Origin of the sequence: Rhizobium sp. Leaf262 (assembly GCF_001422245.1) — a bacterium.
Taxonomy (GTDB): Bacteria; Pseudomonadota; Alphaproteobacteria; order Rhizobiales; family Rhizobiaceae; genus Agrobacterium.
The window spans coordinates 1-20,572 of the sequence record NZ_LMMM01000021.1 but is presented as its reverse complement, the minus strand read 5'-3'; the positions used below and the strand labels follow the sequence as shown (position 1 = coordinate 20,572).

The following is a 20,572-nucleotide window of genomic DNA, read 5'->3' as shown; positions in this document are numbered from 1 at the left end:
ATGCTTCGATTGTATGATCGCGACGTCAGTTCCAGGCTACTTCTGGGTACGGCGCGCTATCCGTCGCCTGCGGTTCTGGCGGACGCCGTGCGTGCAAGCAAGGCGGACATTTTGACGATTTCGCTGCGCCGTGAAACCGCAGGCGGGAAAAAGGGCGGACAGTTCTTTGAATTGATCCGAGAGCTTGACCGCCTGATCTTGCCTAACACGGCTGGATGTCACACTGCGAAGGAAGCGGTGCTGACGGCGAAGATGGCGCGGGAGGTGTTCAAGACCAACTGGATCAAGCTCGAAGTCATCGGTCATCACGATACGCTCCAGCCGGACGTCTTTGCGCTTGTCGAGGCAGCCCGCATCTTGGCGGGTGAGGGCTTCGACGTTTTTCCCTATACGACGGACGATCTGGTCGTGGCCGAAAAGCTGGTGGATGCCGGGTGCAGGGTGCTGATGCCATGGTGTGCGCCAATCGGCAGCGCCATGGGGCCGCTTAACTTGACAGCACTGAAATCGATGCGCGCACATTTTCCCGATGTGCCGATGATCGTGGATGCCGGGCTTGGTCGCCCGTCTCACGCGACAACGGTGATGGAGCTCGGCTATGATGCGGTCCTGCTGAACACAGCGGTGGCCGGGGCGGGAAACCCTGTCATCATGGCGGGTGCCTTTGCGAAAGCCGTCACGGCGGGCCGCGAGGCCTATCTTTCCGGCATGCTGGAGCCGCGCGATATGGCTGTGCCATCGACGCCGATTATTGGAACTGCCGTGTTTTCCTGATGCGTTGACAAGCGATGGCAAGGGCGGGATACCGACATGACCATGGAGGGTGTCGCTCTTGCATAATCTTCTGACCGATATCGATGGGGTTGCCGTCGGTCATGCGACCGATCTCACGCTGGGATCGGGCGTGACTGCGATTGTCTTCGACCAGCCGGCTGTCGCATCCGGCTCGGTGCTCGGCGGTGCGCCCGGTGGGCGGGATACGGCCCTTCTCGATCCCAGCATGACAGTCGATGTTGCCGATGCCTTCGTTCTGTCCGGTGGTTCTGCGTTCGGGCTTGATGCCGCCGGTGGGGTTCAGTCCGGCCTGCGGGCAAACGGTCGAGGATTTCAGGTCGGAGCGACCCGTGTTCCCATCGTACCGCAGGCAATCCTGATGGATTTGTTGAACGGTGGCGACAAGGACTGGGGTCTGCATTCCCCCTATCGCGATCTGGGATATGACGCGTTCAAAGCAGCGTCAACCGGACCTTTCGCGCTTGGCACAGTCGGTGCGGGAACAGGTGCAACGACGGCGACCCTCAAAGGTGGTCTGGGGTCTGCTAGCGCTGTAACCTCCTCAGGTCAACGCATCGCGGCCGTTGTTGCGGTAAACGCGCTGGGCTCGGCAACCATAGGAAACAGTCGCCATTTCTGGGCAGCTCCATTCGAGGAGAACGGGGAGTTCGGTGGCTTCGGCATGCCCGCGACCTTCTCCCCGGCAGATGTCGCACTGCGGATCAAGGGCGTCAGCTTGACTGCAACCACCATCGCTGTCGTCGTTACCGACGCGGTGCTGACAAAAGTGCAGGCGCACCGCCTTTCCGTTCTTGCCCACGGCGGACTGTCACGGGCTGTGTTGCCATCGCATCTTTCGAGCGACGGCGACACCATGTTTGCCGCAGCAACCGGTCGCAAACCTCTGACATCGGCAATCGATTTTACCGAATTGTGTCACCTGTCTGCGATCGTCGTGGCGAGGGCGATTGCGCGCGGCATTTACGAGGCGCAGGCGCTTCCCCATGTGGGTGCGCAACGCGCGTGGCAGGATCGTTTTGGAGCATCGTTAGAATGAAGCGCTCATCCCTGAATCCGGTTCTTCGTGTCGATTTCCCGCTGGGGGAACGCCTGGGACGTGGCAAGATCCAGCTCATGGAACTCATCGTTTCCACAGGCTCCATTTCTGCGGCGGGTCGTGCCATGGATATGTCCTACCGGCGCGCATGGCTGCTGGTGGATGCACTGAACCACATGTTTGTCGAGCCCGTCATCGAATCACAGCGGGGCGGAAAGAAGGGTGGCGGCGCTGGTCTGACACCATTTGGTGAAACGCTGCTGGCCCGGTACCGCGCCATGGAGGGCCGTATGAATGAGGCAATTCGCGCAGATATGGAATGGCTGGAAGCCAACAGCGATAAAAGCCCTCAATAGGGATCGAGCGCTGCCGACTTGACGATGACGAAAATCGGCTTGCCTTCGACGATCGACAGCCGTTCGATTGAAAGACCGGTAATTCTCGCCTGCACGATATCGCCACCGCAGTCGACCTGCACCATCGCCATGCCGTCGGTAAGCGATGTTATATGCGCGATGTGACCATCCAGAATATTAAGGGCGCTCAGGCCTTCCGGCCTCGTGGTGGCCAACATCACATCGCGCGCGGGAATATGCACCCGAACATTCGCGCCTGCAACTGCTGCCCGGGTCGGCACCTGCAGCGTCATTTTCGCCAGGCGAATGGATGCAAGGCCATGCTTGCCGTCGAAGGCTTCGATCTTGCCGGACAGGATACTGCCTGCCTCGCGTCGCTCCAGATGGGTGCTAAATGTGGGACGTGACAGAATGTCGGCTGCCGATCCCTGCGATTCGACCCGCCCGTCTGTCATCACGACGATCCTGTCGGCAAGGCGTGAGACCTCGTTGATGGAGTGGCTGACATAGATGATCGGGATTTTGGTCTGGTCGCGAAGCCTCTCGAGATAGGGGATGATTTCAGCCTTGCGTGCTTCATCGAGTGCTGCCAGCGGCTCGTCCATCAACAGCAGACGGGGTGAGGACAGTAGCGCACGTCCTATTGCGACCCGCTGCTTTTCTCCGCCCGAGAGCTTTTCCGGTCGACGATGCAGCAGATCAGCAATGCCGAGCATGTCGACGATATCGGCACTTTCCGTATCCTTGGCGGAGCGACCGGAAAACCATCGACCGTAATCAAGGTTCTGTTGCACCGTCAGATGCGGAAACAGTCTTGCCTCTTGAAAAACATAGCCGAAGCGACGTTTATGACAGGGGATGAAAAGCCGTCTGGACTGATCGGCCAGAACCTCTCCATCCAGTGTCACCTTCCCCTCATCGGGCTCGATCAGCCCGGCGATGATGCGGATGATGGATGTCTTGCCGGAACCGGAGCGACCGAAGAGCGCTGTGACCCCTTCGCCTGCGCTCAGTTCGGCATCGAGCGAGAAGGAGCCCATCCTGTGTTTGATGTCCAGGTGGAGCGTCATTCTGCATTGACCTTTTTGCCGATCCACCGCGCCAGAAATTCCGATGCCAGCAAGGCGATCATCGAGATTGCTATGGCAACGAGGGTGAGGCGCATCGCACCCGTATCGCCACCCGGAACCTGCGTGAAGGTATAGATCGCCGCAGATAAGGTTTGCGTCTCGCCGGGTATGTTGGACACGAATGTTATGGTCGCGCCGAATTCTCCCATAGCCTTGGCAAATGCCAGAATCATGCCTGCGATGATGCCGGGCAGGGTCAGCGGCAGCGTTATCGTCAGAAACACCCAGAGCGGACTCGCACCCAGCGTTCCGGCTGCTTCCTCCAGCTTCCGGTCGACCGCTTCGATGGAAATGCGGATCGATCGTACCATGAGTGGAAACGCCATGACCGCGCAGGCCAGAGCGGCGCCTGTCCAGCGAAAAGAAAACACGATGCCGAAATATTGCTCTAAGAACGCGCCGATCACGCCTCTGCGTCCGAAAACGATAAGAAGTATGAAGCCGGTGACCACAGGTGGCAGGATGAGTGGCAGGTGGACGATGCCGTTCAAAATGGACTTGCCCCAGAACTGTCCACGCGCAAGGGCAAGCGCAACGATAATGCCGAAGGGAAGGCTGGTCATCATGGCAATCGTGGAGACCCAGAGGCTTAAACGAATGGATGTCCATTCTTCAGGGCTGAGCGATAACCAATCCAATATGCCATTCCTGTCGACTATCGACCCCGCTGATCCAAGGGTCGTTCACATTCAAGATGCCAGACTTTACTTCAAAATCGTAAAGCCCTGATTTTCGAAGAATGGAGCAGCTTTCTCGGATCTAATAAATTTGAGATAGTCGGCTGCAGCCGGACTTTTCGATTCCGCGAGAATGGCGAACGGATAGATGATCGGTTCATGCGTATTTTCTGGGAACATGCCGACGATCTTGACGCTTGGGTCGGCTGCAGCGTCGGTCTGGTAGACGACGCCGTAGGGTGCTTCTCCGCGTGACACGAGAAGCAAAGCCGCCCGCACGCTTTCGGCACCTGCGACCTTGGCCTCGACCGACGACCAGACGCCCAGCTTCTCAAGAGCCGCCTTTCCATATTTTCCAGCAGGAACCGAATCCACAGCGCCCATCGCCAGCTTTTCGTCACCCAAACGTTTGGCAAGATCAAACCCCGGCTTGATCTCGACAGGGCTTGCCTTGTCTGCTGGTGCAACGAGAACGAGGCGGTTGCCGAGGAGGTTGGTTCTTGTGTCGCTACGGATCAGGTTCTTTTTGGCCAGATAATCCATCCATGCCAAATCTGCGGAAATGAAGAGATCGGCCGGTGCGCCTGCCTCGATCTGCTTCGCCAGCGCGGAACTTGCAGCATAGGACACTGTCGCTTCGTTGCCGCTCTGCTTTGCCCATTCCGCATTTGCAGCATCAAGCGCATTCTTCATGCTTGCAGCGGCAAAAATCGTGACTTTATCCTGTGCCTGCGCATGGTCTAAAAGCCCCGCGGTCGTTAGCCAAATGCCGCTCATGGTCACGAGCGCGGCCTTGATGATGAAACGTCGCAAAATTCCCATTACCCACTCCATCCCATTCGTAATATCCAGAAAAACATATCGCTCTTAGCTGCCATTCTTTATATTTTCAAGAATATAACGATGGATCATGAAAATGAGTGCTGGGTGCTAAGCAGGGTGCCGCTGCGGCCTCTGATTTCATACCTCCGACAATCTGGCAGGGCTGACCCGCCCGTTGCAGACATCGCCTCAATCCATCTTCAATCCATCGCAAATTCTCGACACTTGCCTGATTTCTAAAGACGATTTTTACGATGGCCAAAATTCAGTATCATGCGACAGCCGTGGGATTGGGAACCAGCCCTGATCCCGACAATATCGAGTTTCCTCACTTCGGTCGTTGCCATCATAATCTTGCCGACCTAAGGCTTCCGTGCTCTGGTACGGTCGGTATTTGTGGGAGGAATTTTTGAAGGAGCTCTTTATCGTCACTCATACGCAGTCCGTTCATCACGTGGAGAACAAGGTTGGCGGCTGGTATGATACTGAGCTGACCGCCCGTGGTATATGGGAAGCGGAGGCTACAGCCGACCGTCTGGCGACGTTGGTTGGCCACCAAGCGATTGAAATTTACAGTTCCGACCTTCGTCGTGCAGCCCAGACAGCAGCCGCGATTGCCCGACGTCTTGGTGTTGCAGTGACTGAAACTGCCGATCTGCGGGAAATCAGTTACGGCGTTGCAGGCGGGAAGCCGCAGGAATGGCTCGACGCCCGCTACAGTCCCGCGCCTGATGACGACAGGCTCGATCATCACTGCGGCATCGAGGGCGCGGAAACTCGCCGCGACGTTGCGAAGCGCGTATTTCCTCGCGTGAACGCGATTGTGGATCGACCCTGCGCGACACAGATCATTGTCACCCACGGCTTCACGCTCAGTTTGGTAATTGCCGCATGGATGAAGATACCGATCGATGCGTGCGGGTTTATGAGCTTTCCCGCGAAATCAGGAAGTATTACGCATCTGCGTCAAGACGACTTTTTTCGAAGCCGGGCGGTGATGGGCGTTGCTGACATATCCCATCTGACCGCTGGATTGCGGAACCATTCCTGATTTTGGTAAAAGTCCATCATATCAAAAACTGTGCTGATCACCGTTTCTGTAATATCCGCGACTAAACGAACAGCGGACGCTCATAGGGTAGGAGAAGACGTGGGATATGCTGAAGAGATGGCGAAACGGATGCCTGCCAGTATGGTGCTGCCATCCGAGTTCTGCGTGTTGTTCGACTGGATGGAAACTCATGGCTTCTTCATGCAAAGTGGTGCCTTTCCCGGTGACCGGCTGGGCCTGCTTGGATCGGAAGCCGATTTGCAGGAGGATCACGTCACGGCAATTCTCTTCCGGGTTGCCACGCGCGAGCAGGCTCGCGACTATGGCGAAGCATGGTTCGGCACCGTTGTCCCTGATGTAGAGGAGAGGCTAGTGCCTTTCGCCCGGACTGGAGGCGATGGTTCCTTTGCAGCCTTCTGGCTTGATGACGAGGGTTGCCAGCAGATCGTGCATCTTGGCTCGGAAGGGCTCGTTTGCCTTCTGGGTCGCACGCCACTGGACTTCCTGCGCCTTATCGCTATCGGATACGAGGAGATCAGTGGCGATTGTCTCTACGACCCAAGCGCGCCGCCACTGAAAGCCAACATGAACGTATCCTATCGAGCTTGGTTGATTGATCGGTTCGATGTCACGGTTCCGGCAACCGCGTCGCAGATATTGGGAAAGGTGCCAGACGAGACGACTAACGCCTCCGATGATCCGTTTTGGTGCTGGGTTCGAAAAAACCAGACGGCACGCGACGACTTGCGTGTCACGGATTGAACGGCAGAAGCGAAAAAGATCGAACCGAGCCGTCGGGATCGAAGCGCAAACCTGCGTAGGGATCATCGGTCTCATCGTCTGGGATCACGACGGACACTCCCAGCCTGTGCACGATTTCTGTCACAAGCTCTATGAGCGGTGGGCCATCAATGACGTTGACATCGAACTGGTGCGGATAGTCACGATGCCCGGATTGATGATAGACGGCCCAACCAGTGGTCGCTCGCTTGATCGCCAGTAGAAGATCGTCAAAGTCTTCGGCGCGAACAATTTGAGCAATCCCCATGCCAAACACGTCACCGATCGTAGCGGTGCAGCTCTCCAGGCTGGGACCGGCGGCTATAAAGAGATCGAGACCTTTGTCAGGGCTGTTGTTCGGGACATTGGTTGGCATCGTTGCATCTTTAGAGCCGTTCTCCGGCAAAATGGGCGATCTGCGCGCCGGTTTCGTAATAGGCTTCTTTCAGGATGCGCAGGCTCTGCGCTTTCGGTTCGGTGGTCGGCAAAGGCAAATCTTCTTCGCCGATATCGCCAGCCACATGGGCCGCCAGCGTCTTGCCGAAGACGGTGCCGGGGGCGATGCCGCGACCGTTATAGCCGCAAAAGCCGACAACGTTTTTCGCAAATTTATGGAAACGTGGCACCGCATTGTCGGTCATGCCGATTTGCCCGTACCATTCGCATTCGAATTCTATCTCACCCAGTTGCGGAAACAGCCGCTTGAGTGCGCGTTTTGCCCAGTTGCGATGGACCGCCGTGCCAGTATTTCTAAGCGCACCAACGCTGCCGAAGACGAGACGCCCGGCCTGATCCATTCGAAATGAGGAGAGGATGTCCTTGGTGTCCCAGCAGCCCTCTCGATTGGGCAGGATCGATTTTCGTAGATTGTCGCTCAGTGGCCGTGTCGCGACGTTGAAATAGGGAAGATAGACCTGTTCCTCGCGCACAATTTGCCATGGTCCGGTGCTGTAGGCTTCGGTTGCGACGATGACCCAGTCAGCACGGACGGAGCCCTTTGCCGTTTTCACCTTCCAGCCGCTGCCATCTGGCTGGCTGTCGATGACGGGGCTGGAGGTGTAGATCGTCGCGCCTGCCTTTTGTGCCGCATGAGCAAGGCCCCGCACATAGGCAAGTGGCTGGAGCGTTCCAGCCCGCTCATCGAGCAGAGCACCATTATAGGCTGACGAGCCAGTCCGGGCGGATGTTTCCTGTGCATCGAGGACCCGCACAGGCGCGCCGCGTGCCGCCCATTGCGCGCATCTTTCACGGATTTCCGCAAGCCCCTTGTCTCCTACGGCACAATGCAGCGTACCGCTTTTTTCCAGCTGGCATTCGATGCGATGTCTTTCGATGAGGTTGCGCACCAGAAACGGTGCGTTGCCCAGCAGATCGAGCAGTCTTTCACCATAGACAGGGCCCAGCACATTGGGCAGTTCTTTGGGCATCACCCACATGCCGCCATTGATAAGGCCGACATTTCGGCCCGCACCGCCGAAGCCGACGTCCTTGGCTTCCAACACGATGACGCGCGTGCCGCGCTCCGCCAAATGGAGAGCGGCAGAGAGGCCGGTAAATCCGCCACCGACAACAACGACATCGGCCTTCTCATTGGTTTCGAGGCATGAGGTTACCGGCGGCGGTGGCGCGGTTTTTTCCCAAAGGCCGTGAGAGCGAGGGTCGTTATACATCGAGGTCACCCGAGAAAGCGAAAGATTGTCTGATCGCAGTCTATCTGCGCCAAGACAATGTGAAAACCGACATATCGACATCATGTCATGCTGGCGGGGAATGTGATCTTGGTCCAGATGTCAGAAGCCCGTTCAAGGGCAGGCTTGAAACATCGGCCCGGCTCGGCCAATAGTGCAGCAGAGCGGACGCGCAAGTCATTCGCCAGATCTCAATTGATGACGGGAAACAGATCATGAAGCCAATTTTTGTTCAGCTTCAATGCACCCCCGGCAAGACCTATGAAGTCGCCGATGCCATTTACAAGACGGAGCTCGTATCCGAGCTCTATTCCACCAGCGGAGAGTATGACCTTCTCTTGAAGATCTATCTGTCGCCCGAACAGGATACGGGGAAATTCATCAATGAAAATATCATCAGCATCCCGGGCATCGTCCGGTCCCTGACGACGCTGACATTCACCGCGTTCTGATCGTTGCTGGCAGACGAGCAAAAGGCGCTGCCTTCACATGGAGGCAACGCCTTTTCATTCTTCCAAACATGACGTCTCTCGCCCCGTCGGGCGCGACTTTCAAGGCGCGTTGCGTCTGTTTCAGACCAGTGCCGCCACGTTGCGGTTGCGAACGAGATTGCGGATGGCGATGCGGACATCGTCTGCGCTGTCGAAGCGCTGATCATCGAGATCGTGGACATGGAATTTCACGGCGATGAACTTCAGGCGGTTCTCATCCGGAACCACGATGCCCACAGGCTCACCTGCGAATTCAATAACTTGCTTTTGCATAATACATACTCCCGCTGTGGCTTGTTTCACAGCAATTCGTCGAATCGTTTTTTAGAAGATTGGTTTGACCGTTAAGTCACATTCGACAGCAGCGGGAACACATGGCTGTGCTTCCGGCATTGTAAAACCGCAGATCAAGGATTGCGGCAATGTGTTTCAAGTCTGACATGACACTCTCCCTGCTTTGGTATTGAACCGGAATAACGGAGATCACTCTCCGGTTGAATCACTGTTACTCCAGATTCGTGGCGTAATCAATGATTATCAATATAGGTAGAATATTTTTCTTTATGATGACAGGACCGGGGCGGAATTGTGAAATTTTTGTTTCGTTAGCCCGGTTGCGTTGGATGCCCCGGAAATCCGAGGTTTGCGCGTCTGTTTAAATTTCGCTGGGTGGATAGCGGTGATCGTTGCCGTTGAAATCGGACACCGAGTAGCAACCGTCGGCATGTTTCGTTGCCGCATTCTGACCGATGACGGCTTTTCCGTGTCCGCCGGGAATATCCAGCACGTATGTTGGCTGACAAAGACCTGAAACGCGCCCACGCATCGCGGCGACAATTCGCTGGCCTTCTTCTAAGTCCATCCGGAAGTGGCTGGTGCCGGGGGCGAGGTCCGGGTGGTGCAGATAATAGGGCTTGATACGCGTTTCCACGAAGGCGCGCATGAGGTCGCCCAGAATGCGCGGGTCGTCGTTGATGCCCTTGAGAAGCACCGACTGGCTGACCATGGCGATCCCGGCATCGATCAACCTTGCGCAGGCTGCCCGTGCCTCATCCGTCAATTCACGCGGATGGTTGGCGTGGAGTGCAACATAGGTGGCCTTGCCGCTGGCTTTCAAAGCGTCCACCAGTTCCGTGTCGATCCGTTCGGGATCAACGACCGGTACGCGGGTGTGGAACCGCACGATTTTGACATGGGGTATGGCCTTGAGGCCTTCCATGATGGCCGAGAGGCGACGCGGGGAAAGGACCAGCGGATCGCCGCCGGTGAGGATGGCCTCCCAGATTTCCTCATGGGACTGGATATAGGCGAGCGCTGCCGACAGCTCCTCATTGCTCATCGTGCCGTTGCCCTGCGGCCCGACCATTTCCCGGCGGAAACAGAAGCGGCAATAGACCGGGCAGATATGCACGGCTTTCAGCAGAACCCGATCCGGGTAGCGGTGGACGATGCCGTGGACTGGGCTGTGCGCCTCGTCGCTGATCGGATCTTCACGCTCTTCCGGCGTTTGGATCAGTTCAGCGTCGTTCGGAATGAACTGCAATCCGATGGGGTCTTGTGCATCGTCTGTGTCGATCAGCTTTACGACGGTCGGCGTGACCGCGACTGCGTAACGCTCGGCCACGGAGCGGAGGCGCTCGAGAGCATTCGCATCGATCAGCCCTGCCTCAAGCAGGTCTTCCGCCGATTTCAGGCTGCGCTTGCTCATGAGCCGTAACCCGTGACAGGTGCCCACATGACGAGATCAATGCGCGGTGCGCCGGTTGCCAGCATCACCAGTCGATCAAAACCAAGGGCAATGCCGCTGGCGGCGGGCATGATATCGAGTGCCGCCAGAAAGTCCTCGTCTATCGGATAGGTTTCGCCATAGACGCGTTGCTTCTCAAGCATTTCAGCCTCGAAGCGACGGCGTTGTTCAGCGACATCCGTCAATTCTCCGAAGGCATTGGCCAGTTCCACGCCGCAGGCGTAAAGCTCGAAGCGCTCGGCAACACGGCTGTCTCTAGGGGAGCGGCGGGCAAGTGCGGCTTCGCTGGTGGGATATTCATCGAGGATCGTTGCCCGACCGAAGCCAAGCTTCGGCTCGACGCGTTCCACGATGACGCGGCTGAACATATCCGCCCAGCTATCGTCATCCGCCACGCGGATACCGGCTGCTTTCAGTTTCGAGGCCAGATGGTCGCGATCGGTTTCGCCGCTCTGGTCGATGGTCGCCAGAAGATCGATATTGCCGTAGCGCTGGAATGCCTCGGCAATGCTCAGCCTTTCCGGCTCAAGAAAGGGATCGACGCTGTGGCCGCGATAGGTGAAGGTTTTTGTCTTCGTGGTTTCGGCTGCCAGAGCCAGCAATTCGGCACTGTCCTGCATCAGCGTCTCGTAGGTCTCGCCGACGCGGTACCATTCCAGCATCGTGAATTCCGGGTGGTGCAAGGGGCCGCGCTCGCGGTTGCGATAAACATGCGCAAAGCAGTTGATGCGCTTTTCACCCGCCGCCAGCAGCTTCTTGCAGGCAAATTCCGGCGACGTGTGCAGGTAAAGCGGGGCCTGTTCGCCGCTGGTGGTGATGCCCGTCGTCGCGAAGGCGTGGAGATGGGCTTCGTTGCCGGGAGAAATCTGCAGGGTTGCTGTATCGACCTCTAAAAAATCGCGCGCTGCAAAAAAGCCGCGCATCGCCGCCTGTATCGCGTTTCGGCCCAGCAGAAACGGGCGACGATCCAGATGGACATCGGGCGTCCACCATGCGGACGTTGTGTCGAGGGTCGAGCCCATATGCTGCGTTTCCTACGGTCAACTGGTTGGCGCGACGGACGAAAACATCTGGTTCGGGTCGTTGCCGCTTCTGTCTTTTATCGAATTATCCGAAAACCGCCGCACAGTTTTCGGTTCCATGCTGTTGAAGGCTGGCAATTCCCGCAAATTTAGGATAGTTGCGCCCCAGAAAACTTACATAACGTCCATCGGGTCGGTGCAGCCGCGCGGTCCTTTACGACGCATTTCATTGAGTTACAAGGAAATCCTATGGTCAAGGTTATCGCCTCATCCGTCCGCAAGGGCAATGTTATCGACGTGGACAGCAAGCTTTACGTCGTTCTCAGCGCCAACAACTTCCACCCCGGCAAGGGCACGCCTGTCACGCAGGTCGATATGCGTCGTATCTCGGATGGCGTGAAGGTATCGGAGCGCTGGCGCACGACCGAGCAGGTCGAGCGCGCGTTCGTTGAAGACCTGAACTTCCAGTTCCTCTACGAGGACGGAGAAGGCTTCCACTTCATGAACCCTGAAAACTATGACCAGGTCGTCGTCGATTCCGAAACCATGGGTGACCAGAAGGCCTATCTTCAGGAAGGCATGACCTGCGTTCTGTCCATTCACGAAGGCCTGCCGCTTGCTGTCGTCCTGCCGCGCCATGTGACGCTGGAAATCGTCGAGACCGAACCGGTCGTCAAGGGCCAGACGGCATCGTCTTCCTACAAGCCTGCGATCCTTTCCAACGGTATCCGCACCATGGTTCCGCCGCATATCGACGCGGGTATCCGCGTCGTTATCGCGACCGAAGACAATTCCTACGTCGAGCGCGCGAAGAGCTGATTTCGCGACCATCTTTCTATTGGAAAGCCCCGGAGTGATCCGGGGCTTTTTGCTATCTGCAAGGCACAAAAAAATCCCGCAACTTTCGTCGCGGGATTGATTGGAGAAAGACGATAGCGGCCCTTACATGCCCTTTGGCGTGTTGGCTGCCAGGACGGCATTCGACGATGTCGTCGGGCCGCCAACGGCATAGCCGCCGCCCAGAGCAACGCTCAGGCGTACGTAGTCCTGCGCAGTTGTTTGTACCGCCGTTGCGAGGTTGGCCTGCGCTGTCGACACCTGACGCTGCGCGTCGAGAACGTCGAGCAGGGACGAGGCGCCGTCGCGATAGCTTGCTGTCGCGAGCGACAGGGCTTCCTGATAGGACTTGACGGTTCTGCGCAGCGCATCTTCCGTCTGCTTGTCGCGGGTTACCGCAGCAAGAGCATTTTCAACTTCTTCGATACCGTTCAGCACGGTTTCTTTCCATGCCAGATACTGCTCGCGAGCAGACGACTTGGCGATATCGACATTGGCGCGCAGGCTACCACCATCGAAGATCGGCAGAACGAGGCTTGGGCCGAAGGACCAGGAGTTCGATGTGCCGCGCGAACCGTTGTTGGACAGGTTCACGTAGCTTGGCGAAATCGAGCCGCTGATCGTGATGCTTGGATAAAGTCGCGATTCGGCGACGCCGATTTCGGCAACGGCGGCTGCGAGATTGCGCTCGGCCACACGAATGTCTGGACGGTTGCGAATGAGATCGGCCGGAATGCCTGTGAGCGGCGTCTTGCGGGCGACTGGCTGGCGTGCACCGCGCTGCAATTCCACGACGAGCGAAGACGCAGGCATGCCCAGCAATGTCGCGATGCGGTGTGCGGCCTGACGGAAGCTGGTTTCCAGTCCTGGCATGTCTGCAAGCGTGGAGTTGACCAGACCTTCGGACTGAACGACGTCGAGACGCGATGCTGCACCGGCTTCAAGCTGAAGCTTGGTCAGATCGAGCGTTTCGCGGCGTGACTTGAGGTTCTCGCGCGCAATAGCCAGACGCTCCTGATAGTAGCGAACGTCGATATAGGCCGACACGACCGAAGAAATCAGGGTCAGGCGCTGGACGTCCGCCGTGGAATAGGCAGCGTCAAGCGAAGCAGCGGCACTTTCCTTGGAGCGACGATACTGACCGAAGAGGTCGAGCAGCCAGGACGCATCGAGGCCACCGCTGGAGGTGTTCTGGACGCTACGGTTCGTCGATGGGAAGCTACCCTTCGTCTGGGATGTGGTGTGGCTGGCAGAACCGGTGAGGCTTGGGAGCGCGCCTGCTCCGGCAACCGTGATCTGCGATTCGGCCTGGTTGATGCGCTCGAGCGCCTGGAGAACCGTGAGGTTCTGTGCAAGGCCGGTCGAGACATAACCGTTGAGGCGGCTGTCATTAAACGCATTCCACCAGGCAACCGTGGCAACGTCTCCGTTGCTGGCTTTTCCGCCTTCGGCAAATTTGCTTGGGAGCTGAATTTCCGGTGCCTTGTGGTCGGGACCGACAACGCAGCCCGAAAGCAGGAGCATGGTGAGAGGAATGGTGGCACGAATAGACAGCATGTAGTTATCCCAATTTATTTGGCGCACATGGCACCCTCAGTCGAAACGAGCGTTAGCGCTGATATGTGCTGGAGAAAATGCGGCTCATAATTCGCTACATTTCTACCAGCCTATTCCTGCTTTGCTAGCATATTTTTGGTTTGTTAACGTTTAGATAGCCGCCGAATGATGACGAAAAACGATGGAATGAAGAAAATTCCGAGGAGTGTTGCAGAAAGCATACCACCCAGAACGCCCACACCGATCGCATTCTGTGCCGCAGAGCCCGCTCCACTGGCGATTGCCAGCGGCACGACGCCGAGAATGAAGGCGAGCGATGTCATGATAATCGGTCGCAATCTCAGCTTCGCAGCCTCAAGTGTTGCATCCAGCAACGACAATCCGTGCTCCTGTCGTTCCTTGGCGAATTCCACGATCAGGATCGCGTTCTTCGCCGCAAGACCGATCGTCGTCAGCAGACCCACCTTGAAGTAGACGTCGTTGGACTGACCAAGGTAATGCGCGGCAAACAGAGCGCCGAGCACGCCCACAGGCACCGCCATGATGACGGAAAACGGGATCGACCAGCTCTCGTAGAGTGCAGAAAGGCACAAGAACACGATCAGGACGGACAGCGCATAGAGTAACGGCGCTTGCGATCCAGACAGTCGCTCCTGATAGGAAAGGCCGGTCCATGCCACCGAATATCCACCATCCATTTGGGAAACGATTCGCTCCACCTCGTTCATGGCATCACCCGAGCTTACGCCTGGAGGGGCAGAACCTTCCAGCGAGAAAGCGTTGGCAGCGTTATAGGCGGAGACGGACGGTAGTCCGTTTACCCATCTCGCCGTCGTAAACGATGTGAAGGGTACCATTTCATTGCCGGAGTTTCGCGCGTTCCAGTACTTCAGGTCTTCGGCCTGCATACGATATTGCGCATCCGACTGCACATAGACCTTCTTGATCTTGTTGTTGAGCGTGAAGTCGTTGACCCGGCTGCCGGCAAAGATCGTGGTGAGCATGGAATTGACATCGGCAAGGCTGAGCCCCATCGCGCCGAGCTTTTCCTGATCCAGATCGAGTTTCACCTGACTTTCCTGATCCCGATCGTTGGCACGCATCGCCGTGACCTTGCCGCTGGAATTTGCGGCCTGGATCAGTTGCTTCGATGCGTTGACGAGTGCGTCACTTCCCTGGTTGCCGCTGTCGACAAGATACATGGAGAAACCGCTCGAGTTGCCCATGCCCTGGATCGCCGGAGGCAGGATCGGGAAGACCTGTGCTTCGCGGAAAGTCATGAAGGTTCCCATCGCTCGCTGCACGATGGCAGATGCGGCCATTTTCGGGTCCGTTCGCTGATCGAAGTCTTTCAGCTTGGCGAAGACGAGCGCATAGCTTTGCCCGCTACCGGTAAAGCTGAAGCCGTTGACCGCAAAAATGCTGTCAATGACGTCTTTTTCCTTGTCGAGATAGTAGTTCTCGACTTTCTCGATCACTTTCGCCGTCTGCGCGCTCGTCGAGCCATTCGGCAACTGGATGATCGTCATGAGAACGCCCTGATCTTCCTGCGGAAGAAAGGACGATGGAAGCCGGGTGAAGAACCAGGCGCATCCGCCAATCACGATCGCGAACATGAGCAGCACGCGCAAGGGTCGCTTCAGCAAGTAACCTACGGAGCTGACATATCCCGTCGTGGTACGGTCGAAATTGCGGTTGAACCATGCGCCGGGGCCGCGGCCCTTCTTGTTGTGATCGATCGGTTTCAGCATCGTGGCGCAAAGCGCTGGCGTCAGCACGATGGCGACAACGGCGGACAACAGCATCGCAGATACGATGGTGATGGAGAACTGGCGGTAAATGATACCGGTAGAGCCGCCGAAGAACGCCATGGGAATGAACACGGCCGTTAAAACCAGCGCGATGCCGACGATGGCGCCGGTGATTTCGCCCATGGATTTCTCCGTGGCCTCGAGCGGCCCCAGACCTTCCTCCGACATGATACGTTCGACGTTTTCCACCACAACGATCGCGTCATCGACGAGAAGGCCGATAGCCAGAACCATGGCGAACATGGTGAGCGTGTTGATGGAGTATCCAGTGAGGGCCAGAATACCGAACGTACCCAGCAGCACCACGGGAACCGCGATCATCGGGATGAAGGTTGCGCGCAGGTTCTGCAAGAAAACCAGCAATACGACGAAAACCAGCACGATGGCTTCGATCAGGGTGTGCACGACCTTTTCAATTGAAAGAGAAACGAAAGGTGTCGTGTCATAGGGATAGATGATCTTGACGTTCTGCGGCAGGGTCGGTGCAATCTGCTCCATCTTTGCCTTGACCAGAGCCGCCGTATCGAGTGCGTTTGCACCCGTGGCAAGGTTCACCGCAAAACCGGACGCAGGCTGGCGATTAGACCGTGAGGTCGAAGCATATGTTTCCTGACCGATTTCAACGCGTGCAACGTCGCTCAAACGCACATTGGCGCCCGTGGTATCGACTTTGAGGATAATGCGCTCGAAGTCGGACACAGTCGTCAACTGGCTCTGCGCCGTCATGGTGACGTTGATCTGCTGGCCCTCCACTGCTGGAAGACCGCCTACCGATCCGACCGAGACCTGTGTGTTCTGAGACTGGATCGCCGCTGTCACATCCGCTGGCGTCAGCTGAAATTTCTTCAGTTTGAAAGGGTCGAGCCAGACACGCATTGCGTAGGCCGAGCCGAAAGCATTGATGTTGCCGACGCCTTCGAGACGCTTGACCTGATCTTCGATCTGCGTCGAGAAAATGTCTCCGAGATCTGCGGATGAGCGTTTTCCATCGGTTGAAACCAGTGCACCGACGAGAAGAATACTCGAGGTCGATTTGGTCACTTCGATCCCGAGATCCTGAACGACCGCTGGCAACTGTGAGGTGACCAGCTGGAGCTTGTTCTGAACCTGAACCTGCGCAATATCGCCGTTGACGCTGTTGTCAAATGTCAGGGTAACGCTGGCAGAGCCGGTTGTGGACGAAGATGTCATGTAGGTCAGGCCATCAAGGCCGGTCATGCCGTCTTCTATGATTTGCGTTACGGTTTTTCGCACCGTGTCTGCACTCGCGCCGGTGTAGCTGGCGCTGATGCGGACTGTTGGCGGAGCAATTTCCGGGTACTGAGAAATCGACAGCGTGTTGATGGCCAATGCGCCACCGAGCATGATGACAATCGCGATGACCCAAGCAAAGATCGGTCGCCGAATAAAAAATTTCGCCATAATCTAGTTCCTGATCACGATGTTGCAAAGCATGTCTTTTGACATCATGATTTCGGTGCCGGAGCAGCCTGATCGCCCTGCTTCTCTATGATGTATCCCTTTTCATCGATTTCGGCCGGCACAGGCTTGATTGTGGCGTTATCCGTTATCCATTGAAATCCGTCTGCGATAAGCCTGTCTCCATCGGCGACATTTTCTGTCACGAGCCAGTTATGGCCGGACAACTGGCTTGTCGGGAACGTTCTGGTTTCCACCTTGTTGTCGGCTGTGACGAACTTGGCCGTCAACTCGCCATTGGCGTTGCGACTGGAGGCGCGCTGAGGAATGAGATAGCCGATTTCCTTGCCCACCGTAATCGTGGCGCGCACATACATGCCGGGGAGGATGATATTGTCGGGATTGTCGAACAGGGTGCGGATCGAGACGGTACCCGTTGTCGTGCTGACGGCCATTTCCGACATGTCGAGCTTGCCGACCTTTGGATATTCCGAGCCGTCCTCGAGCGTCAGACGAATATCCGTCGTTTCGCTGTTGTCGCTGCGCTCCAGCTTCCCGGCCTTGATTGCAGACTGCAAACGCAGAAGGTTCACGCTGGACTCGTTCAACTGGATGTAGATCGGGTTGATCTGGCGAAGCGTCACCAGAGAATCGGTCTGGCTGGCGGTCACAACGTTTCCGATCGAAAAATTGGTAGCAGACGTGACGCCATCGAAGGGAGCGCGAACTTCTGTCAGCGAGAGATTGATCTGTGCCGTCTGCAGTGTCGCACGGGCTTCCGCAACGGATGCCTTTGCCTGAAGCAATGTCGTGCGCGCATCTTCGAATTCTTTTTGCGAGGCACCGCTATTGGCCAGACGCTCGTAGCGCTGCAAATTTGCTTCCGCAGCGGGAACGCTGACTTCCGCTCTCTCCAGAGCGGCCTGCGCTTCCGCAAATGACGCTTGATAGGTGTCGTCGTCAATCTTGTACAAAAGGTCGCCGGACTTCACGAAGCTGCCTTCCTTGAAGGCGATCTGCTTGATCACGCCGCCTACGCGGGGACGGATATCGGCGGTCTGAAAAGCATCGGCCCGGCCCGGCAACAAGGTCGTGAGCGGATAATCGCTCTTTTTCATCGTAACGACACTTACAGGGGCCGGTGGGCGCTGATTGGCCTGAGCGGGAGCCTGCTTGTTATCTTCACTGTCACTACAGCCTGCAATAAGGCCCGCCATGAGCAATGTGGTCACTAGAGGGGTAAGACGTCTTTTCATCGTTTTTCTCATGTTCAACGAGCAATTCCGGGTGCTGTGCAGTGCGGATAAAATTCAGGGCATGAACGGCATCGACATGTCTTGGCTTAATCAATGGGCGAAAAGCCGGAAGGTATAAAAGAACAGGACAAGTGACGTATAGTCGTCATCGTCACTTATCAATCCCGTTTTGCAGTGCAGCATCGACCAATCGCGTGAGTTCGTCGCAGCGTGTTGCTAAAATGTCGACGTCTTCATGGGCAATCAGCGCCGGGTGCAATATGCTCGTCAAAGCATAAAGCGCCGTATTGGCCGACTTTTCGATATTCGTCTCCGCATAAATGCCTGCTTCAATTCCATCACTGATAATATTGGCCAGCAAGCCGGTTATCACATTCTCATAATGGCGACCGCACGCAAGCTCTCTTTTGGCGGTCATCAAAATCATTTCGAAGATATAAGGATTGTCGTTCAGGTCACGGCGATGGTTCTCCATCAGGCTGCGCGCAAGGTGCTTCAACCGTTCGAAGGGTGGATGGCTGGCATCCAGCGGGTCTAGCTTCTGTTCCAGCAATCGAATCTGCTGAACGAAAATCGCATCGACCAAAGCATTCTTTGAGTGAAAATGTTTAAAGACATTTGCGGGTGACATGCTGAGTGCTGCGGCGATATCGGCAATCGAAACGGCACCGAAGCCACGGGCACGAAAAAGTTTTTCGGTCATGACGAGAATGTCACGGCGCGTCTCTTCCGCAGACCGGCGAGGGCGGGTTTTACGCCCAGTGGCTTCATCTGCCTTCGACAATGATGTCTGACCGCTTGCTTTTGCCAATATCACGCTCCCTGAAAAAAGGGCTCCAGATTCTTCCGCACCCGTTCAAGCGGCGAGGCTTCGCTGTCATCCGGCTGGAAGCTCTGCCCGGTAATGCGCTCGAAGGCCTCTATATAGACCTTGGACGTCTGAAGCACGAGGTCATCAGGAATTTCGGGGATATTGTCCTTATAAGGGTCGCAACGTTCCGCCACCCAGGCTCGGACGAAATCCTTGTCGAAGCTCTGCGGGCGCGTGCCGTTCTGGAAAGCCTGTTCATAGCTATCGGCTATCCAGTAGCGGCTGCTGTCCGGCGTGTGGATTTCGTCGGCCAGAATGATGGTGCCGTTTTCGTCGGTGCCGAACTCATATTTGGTATCGACCAGAATAAGGCCTCTCTCGGCGGAAATTTCCTGTCCGCGTTTGAAGAGGGCAAGAGCATAGGCCGATAGCGTCTGCCACTGTTCTTCGCTCAGCAGTCCCTTTTCCACGATCTCCGCAGGCGTCAGCGGCTCATCATGGCCGCCATCGAATTCCTTGCTGGTGGGGGTAATGATCGGCTCGGGCAGAACCTGGTTGTCCTTCAGACCATCCGGGAAAGTCACGCCATACATGTTGCGCTCACCCTTCTTGTAGAGAGTGAGGATGGACGTGCCCGTCGTTCCGGCCAGATATCCGCGCACTACGATCTCGACCGGCAGAATATCCAGACGTTTTCCAATGACGACATTGGGGTCGGGATAGGAAACGACGTGGTTCGGACAAATGTCTTTGGTCTTCTCGAACCAGTAGTGCGCTGTCTGGGTCAGAACCTGCCCCTTATAGGGAATGCAGGTCAATATGCGGTCAAAGGCGCTGAGGCGGTCCGTGGAGATGATCACACGGTTGCCATCGGGCAGATCATAATTCTCTCGTACCTTGCCGCGATAATATTTGGGAAGTTCGGGAATGACGGCTTCTGTAAGAATGCGCACGGGATATCCAATCCTATAGTGTAGCAATGACCGGTATGGATGACCGGGAGACTGTCTACCCTATCGCATGTTTCAGAATGCAGGACCAGTATGGGCTTTTGAGGGCTCGCAAACCCAATCTAGCACAAAAATCTAAAATCACTCAACAAAACCAATGTGCTATGAAATATGTCTATTTTTTTACAGGTGTGCTGTTGACTATCTCCGTGGGTATCCTCTATAAGTCCGCTCACTGACGAGGGCGGCGGCGCTGCTAGCGACGATGTCCTTCGTTCTGGAGAAAACTGAAGATTGGGCGATTGAGTTTGATCTTTTTTTGAGTTTGATCTTTTT

The 20,572-nt window shown here is 56.4% G+C and carries 20 protein-coding genes; 7 read left to right on the top strand and 13 right to left on the bottom strand.

Annotated elements, in window-relative coordinates; genetic code table 11:
- From ASF29_RS22250 to ASF29_RS22240, 3 genes are read left to right on the top strand one after another with little or no spacing between them, the layout of a single operon-like run.
- Positions 1 to 774 carry a thiazole synthase gene (locus ASF29_RS22250; protein ID WP_062452871.1) on the top strand — a complete coding sequence of 258 codons (774 nt, stop codon included), beginning with the start codon at positions 1 to 3 and terminating at the stop codon, positions 772 to 774.
- 49 nt (positions 775 to 823) lie between these two features.
- On the top strand, positions 824 to 1,831 hold the full coding sequence (locus tag ASF29_RS22245) for a P1 family peptidase (protein WP_062452870.1): 1,008 nt from the start codon (positions 824 to 826) through the stop codon (positions 1,829 to 1,831).
- The gene (locus tag ASF29_RS22240) at positions 1,828 to 2,187 is read left to right on the top strand and encodes a winged helix-turn-helix domain-containing protein (protein WP_062452869.1); all 360 of its coding nucleotides are present in this window, start codon (positions 1,828 to 1,830) and stop codon (positions 2,185 to 2,187) included. Before ASF29_RS22245 ends, ASF29_RS22240 begins: the two co-directional genes overlap by 4 nt.
- Here ASF29_RS22240 and modC read toward each other — a convergent pair.
- The 3 genes from modC to modA form a co-directional block, all read right to left on the bottom strand.
- Positions 2,181 to 3,257, bottom strand: a complete 1,077-nt coding sequence (gene modC / locus ASF29_RS22235) for a molybdenum ABC transporter ATP-binding protein (protein WP_062452868.1) — start codon at positions 3,255 to 3,257, stop codon at positions 2,181 to 2,183. The genes ASF29_RS22240 and modC overlap by 7 nt on opposite strands.
- A complete protein-coding gene (gene modB, locus ASF29_RS22230) occupies positions 3,254 to 3,955 on the bottom strand; it encodes a molybdate ABC transporter permease subunit (RefSeq protein WP_062452867.1) in 702 nt (233 codons plus the stop codon). Before modB ends, modC begins: the two co-directional genes overlap by 4 nt.
- A gap of 66 nt (positions 3,956 to 4,021) precedes the next feature.
- Positions 4,022 to 4,771 carry a molybdate ABC transporter substrate-binding protein gene (gene modA / locus ASF29_RS22225; protein ID WP_156462800.1) on the bottom strand — a complete coding sequence of 250 codons (750 nt, stop codon included), beginning with the start codon at positions 4,769 to 4,771 and terminating at the stop codon, positions 4,022 to 4,024.
- 454 nt (positions 4,772 to 5,225) lie between these two features.
- On the opposite strand from modA, the gene ASF29_RS22220 reads away from it, so the two are divergent.
- Positions 5,226 to 5,867, top strand: coding sequence for a histidine phosphatase family protein (locus ASF29_RS22220; protein ID WP_062452865.1), 642 nt, complete (start codon positions 5,226 to 5,228; stop codon positions 5,865 to 5,867).
- Between the two features lie 99 nt (positions 5,868 to 5,966).
- The gene (locus tag ASF29_RS22215) at positions 5,967 to 6,629 is read left to right on the top strand and encodes a hypothetical protein (RefSeq protein ID WP_156462793.1); all 663 of its coding nucleotides are present in this window, start codon (positions 5,967 to 5,969) and stop codon (positions 6,627 to 6,629) included.
- Here the strand turns inward: ASF29_RS22215 and ASF29_RS22210 are convergent.
- Together ASF29_RS22210 and ASF29_RS22205 are read right to left on the bottom strand one after the other, a co-directional pair.
- Positions 6,619 to 7,023 carry a hypothetical protein gene (locus tag ASF29_RS22210; protein WP_062452863.1) on the bottom strand — a complete coding sequence of 135 codons (405 nt, stop codon included), beginning with the start codon at positions 7,021 to 7,023 and terminating at the stop codon, positions 6,619 to 6,621. The two genes, ASF29_RS22215 and ASF29_RS22210, sit on opposite strands and share 11 nt — an antisense overlap.
- A gap of 10 nt (positions 7,024 to 7,033) precedes the next feature.
- A complete protein-coding gene (locus tag ASF29_RS22205) occupies positions 7,034 to 8,317 on the bottom strand; it encodes an FAD-binding oxidoreductase (RefSeq protein ID WP_062452862.1) in 1,284 nt (427 codons plus the stop codon).
- A gap of 233 nt (positions 8,318 to 8,550) precedes the next feature.
- Here ASF29_RS22205 and ASF29_RS22200 point away from each other — a divergent pair, with 233 nt between their 5' ends.
- A complete protein-coding gene (locus ASF29_RS22200) occupies positions 8,551 to 8,787 on the top strand; it encodes an Lrp/AsnC ligand binding domain-containing protein (RefSeq protein WP_062452861.1) in 237 nt (78 codons plus the stop codon).
- A gap of 120 nt (positions 8,788 to 8,907) precedes the next feature.
- Here ASF29_RS22200 and ASF29_RS22195 read toward each other — a convergent pair whose 3' ends face one another.
- From ASF29_RS22195 to epmA, 3 genes are all read right to left on the bottom strand, one after another.
- Positions 8,908 to 9,099 carry a hypothetical protein gene (locus ASF29_RS22195; RefSeq protein WP_062452860.1) on the bottom strand — a complete coding sequence of 64 codons (192 nt, stop codon included), beginning with the start codon at positions 9,097 to 9,099 and terminating at the stop codon, positions 8,908 to 8,910.
- Between the two features lie 382 nt (positions 9,100 to 9,481).
- A complete protein-coding gene (locus tag ASF29_RS22190) occupies positions 9,482 to 10,534 on the bottom strand; it encodes a lysine-2,3-aminomutase-like protein (RefSeq protein WP_062452859.1) in 1,053 nt (350 codons plus the stop codon).
- Entirely contained in the window at positions 10,531 to 11,595 is a 1,065-nt protein-coding gene (gene epmA / locus ASF29_RS22185; protein ID WP_062452858.1) for an EF-P lysine aminoacylase EpmA, read from the bottom strand. Before epmA ends, ASF29_RS22190 begins: the two co-directional genes overlap by 4 nt.
- A 249-nt stretch (positions 11,596 to 11,844) precedes the next feature.
- On the opposite strand from epmA, the gene efp reads away from it, so the two are divergent.
- On the top strand, positions 11,845 to 12,414 hold the full coding sequence (gene efp / locus ASF29_RS22180; protein ID WP_062452857.1) for an elongation factor P: 570 nt from the start codon (positions 11,845 to 11,847) through the stop codon (positions 12,412 to 12,414).
- 123 nt (positions 12,415 to 12,537) lie between these two features.
- Here the strand turns inward: efp and ASF29_RS22175 are convergent, their stop codons facing one another.
- The 5 genes from ASF29_RS22175 to ASF29_RS22155 form a co-directional block, all read right to left on the bottom strand.
- A complete protein-coding gene (locus tag ASF29_RS22175) occupies positions 12,538 to 13,989 on the bottom strand; it encodes an efflux transporter outer membrane subunit (protein WP_062452856.1) in 1,452 nt (483 codons plus the stop codon).
- Positions 13,990 to 14,132: 143 nt separating this feature from the next.
- Positions 14,133 to 17,222 carry an efflux RND transporter permease subunit gene (locus ASF29_RS22170; protein WP_062452855.1) on the bottom strand — a complete coding sequence of 1,030 codons (3,090 nt, stop codon included), beginning with the start codon at positions 17,220 to 17,222 and terminating at the stop codon, positions 14,133 to 14,135.
- Positions 17,223 to 17,266: 44 nt separating this feature from the next.
- The gene (locus ASF29_RS22165; protein WP_062452854.1) at positions 17,267 to 18,475 is read right to left on the bottom strand and encodes an efflux RND transporter periplasmic adaptor subunit; all 1,209 of its coding nucleotides are present in this window, start codon (positions 18,473 to 18,475) and stop codon (positions 17,267 to 17,269) included.
- A 151-nt stretch (positions 18,476 to 18,626) separates the two neighbouring features.
- Complete coding sequence (locus ASF29_RS22160) at positions 18,627 to 19,286, bottom strand: TetR/AcrR family transcriptional regulator (protein WP_280136439.1); 660 nt, start codon at positions 19,284 to 19,286, stop codon at positions 18,627 to 18,629.
- A 2-nt stretch (positions 19,287 to 19,288) separates the two neighbouring features.
- Entirely contained in the window at positions 19,289 to 20,239 is a 951-nt protein-coding gene (locus tag ASF29_RS22155) for a phosphoribosylaminoimidazolesuccinocarboxamide synthase (protein ID WP_062452853.1), read from the bottom strand.
- Positions 20,240 to 20,572 lie beyond the last annotated feature (333 nt).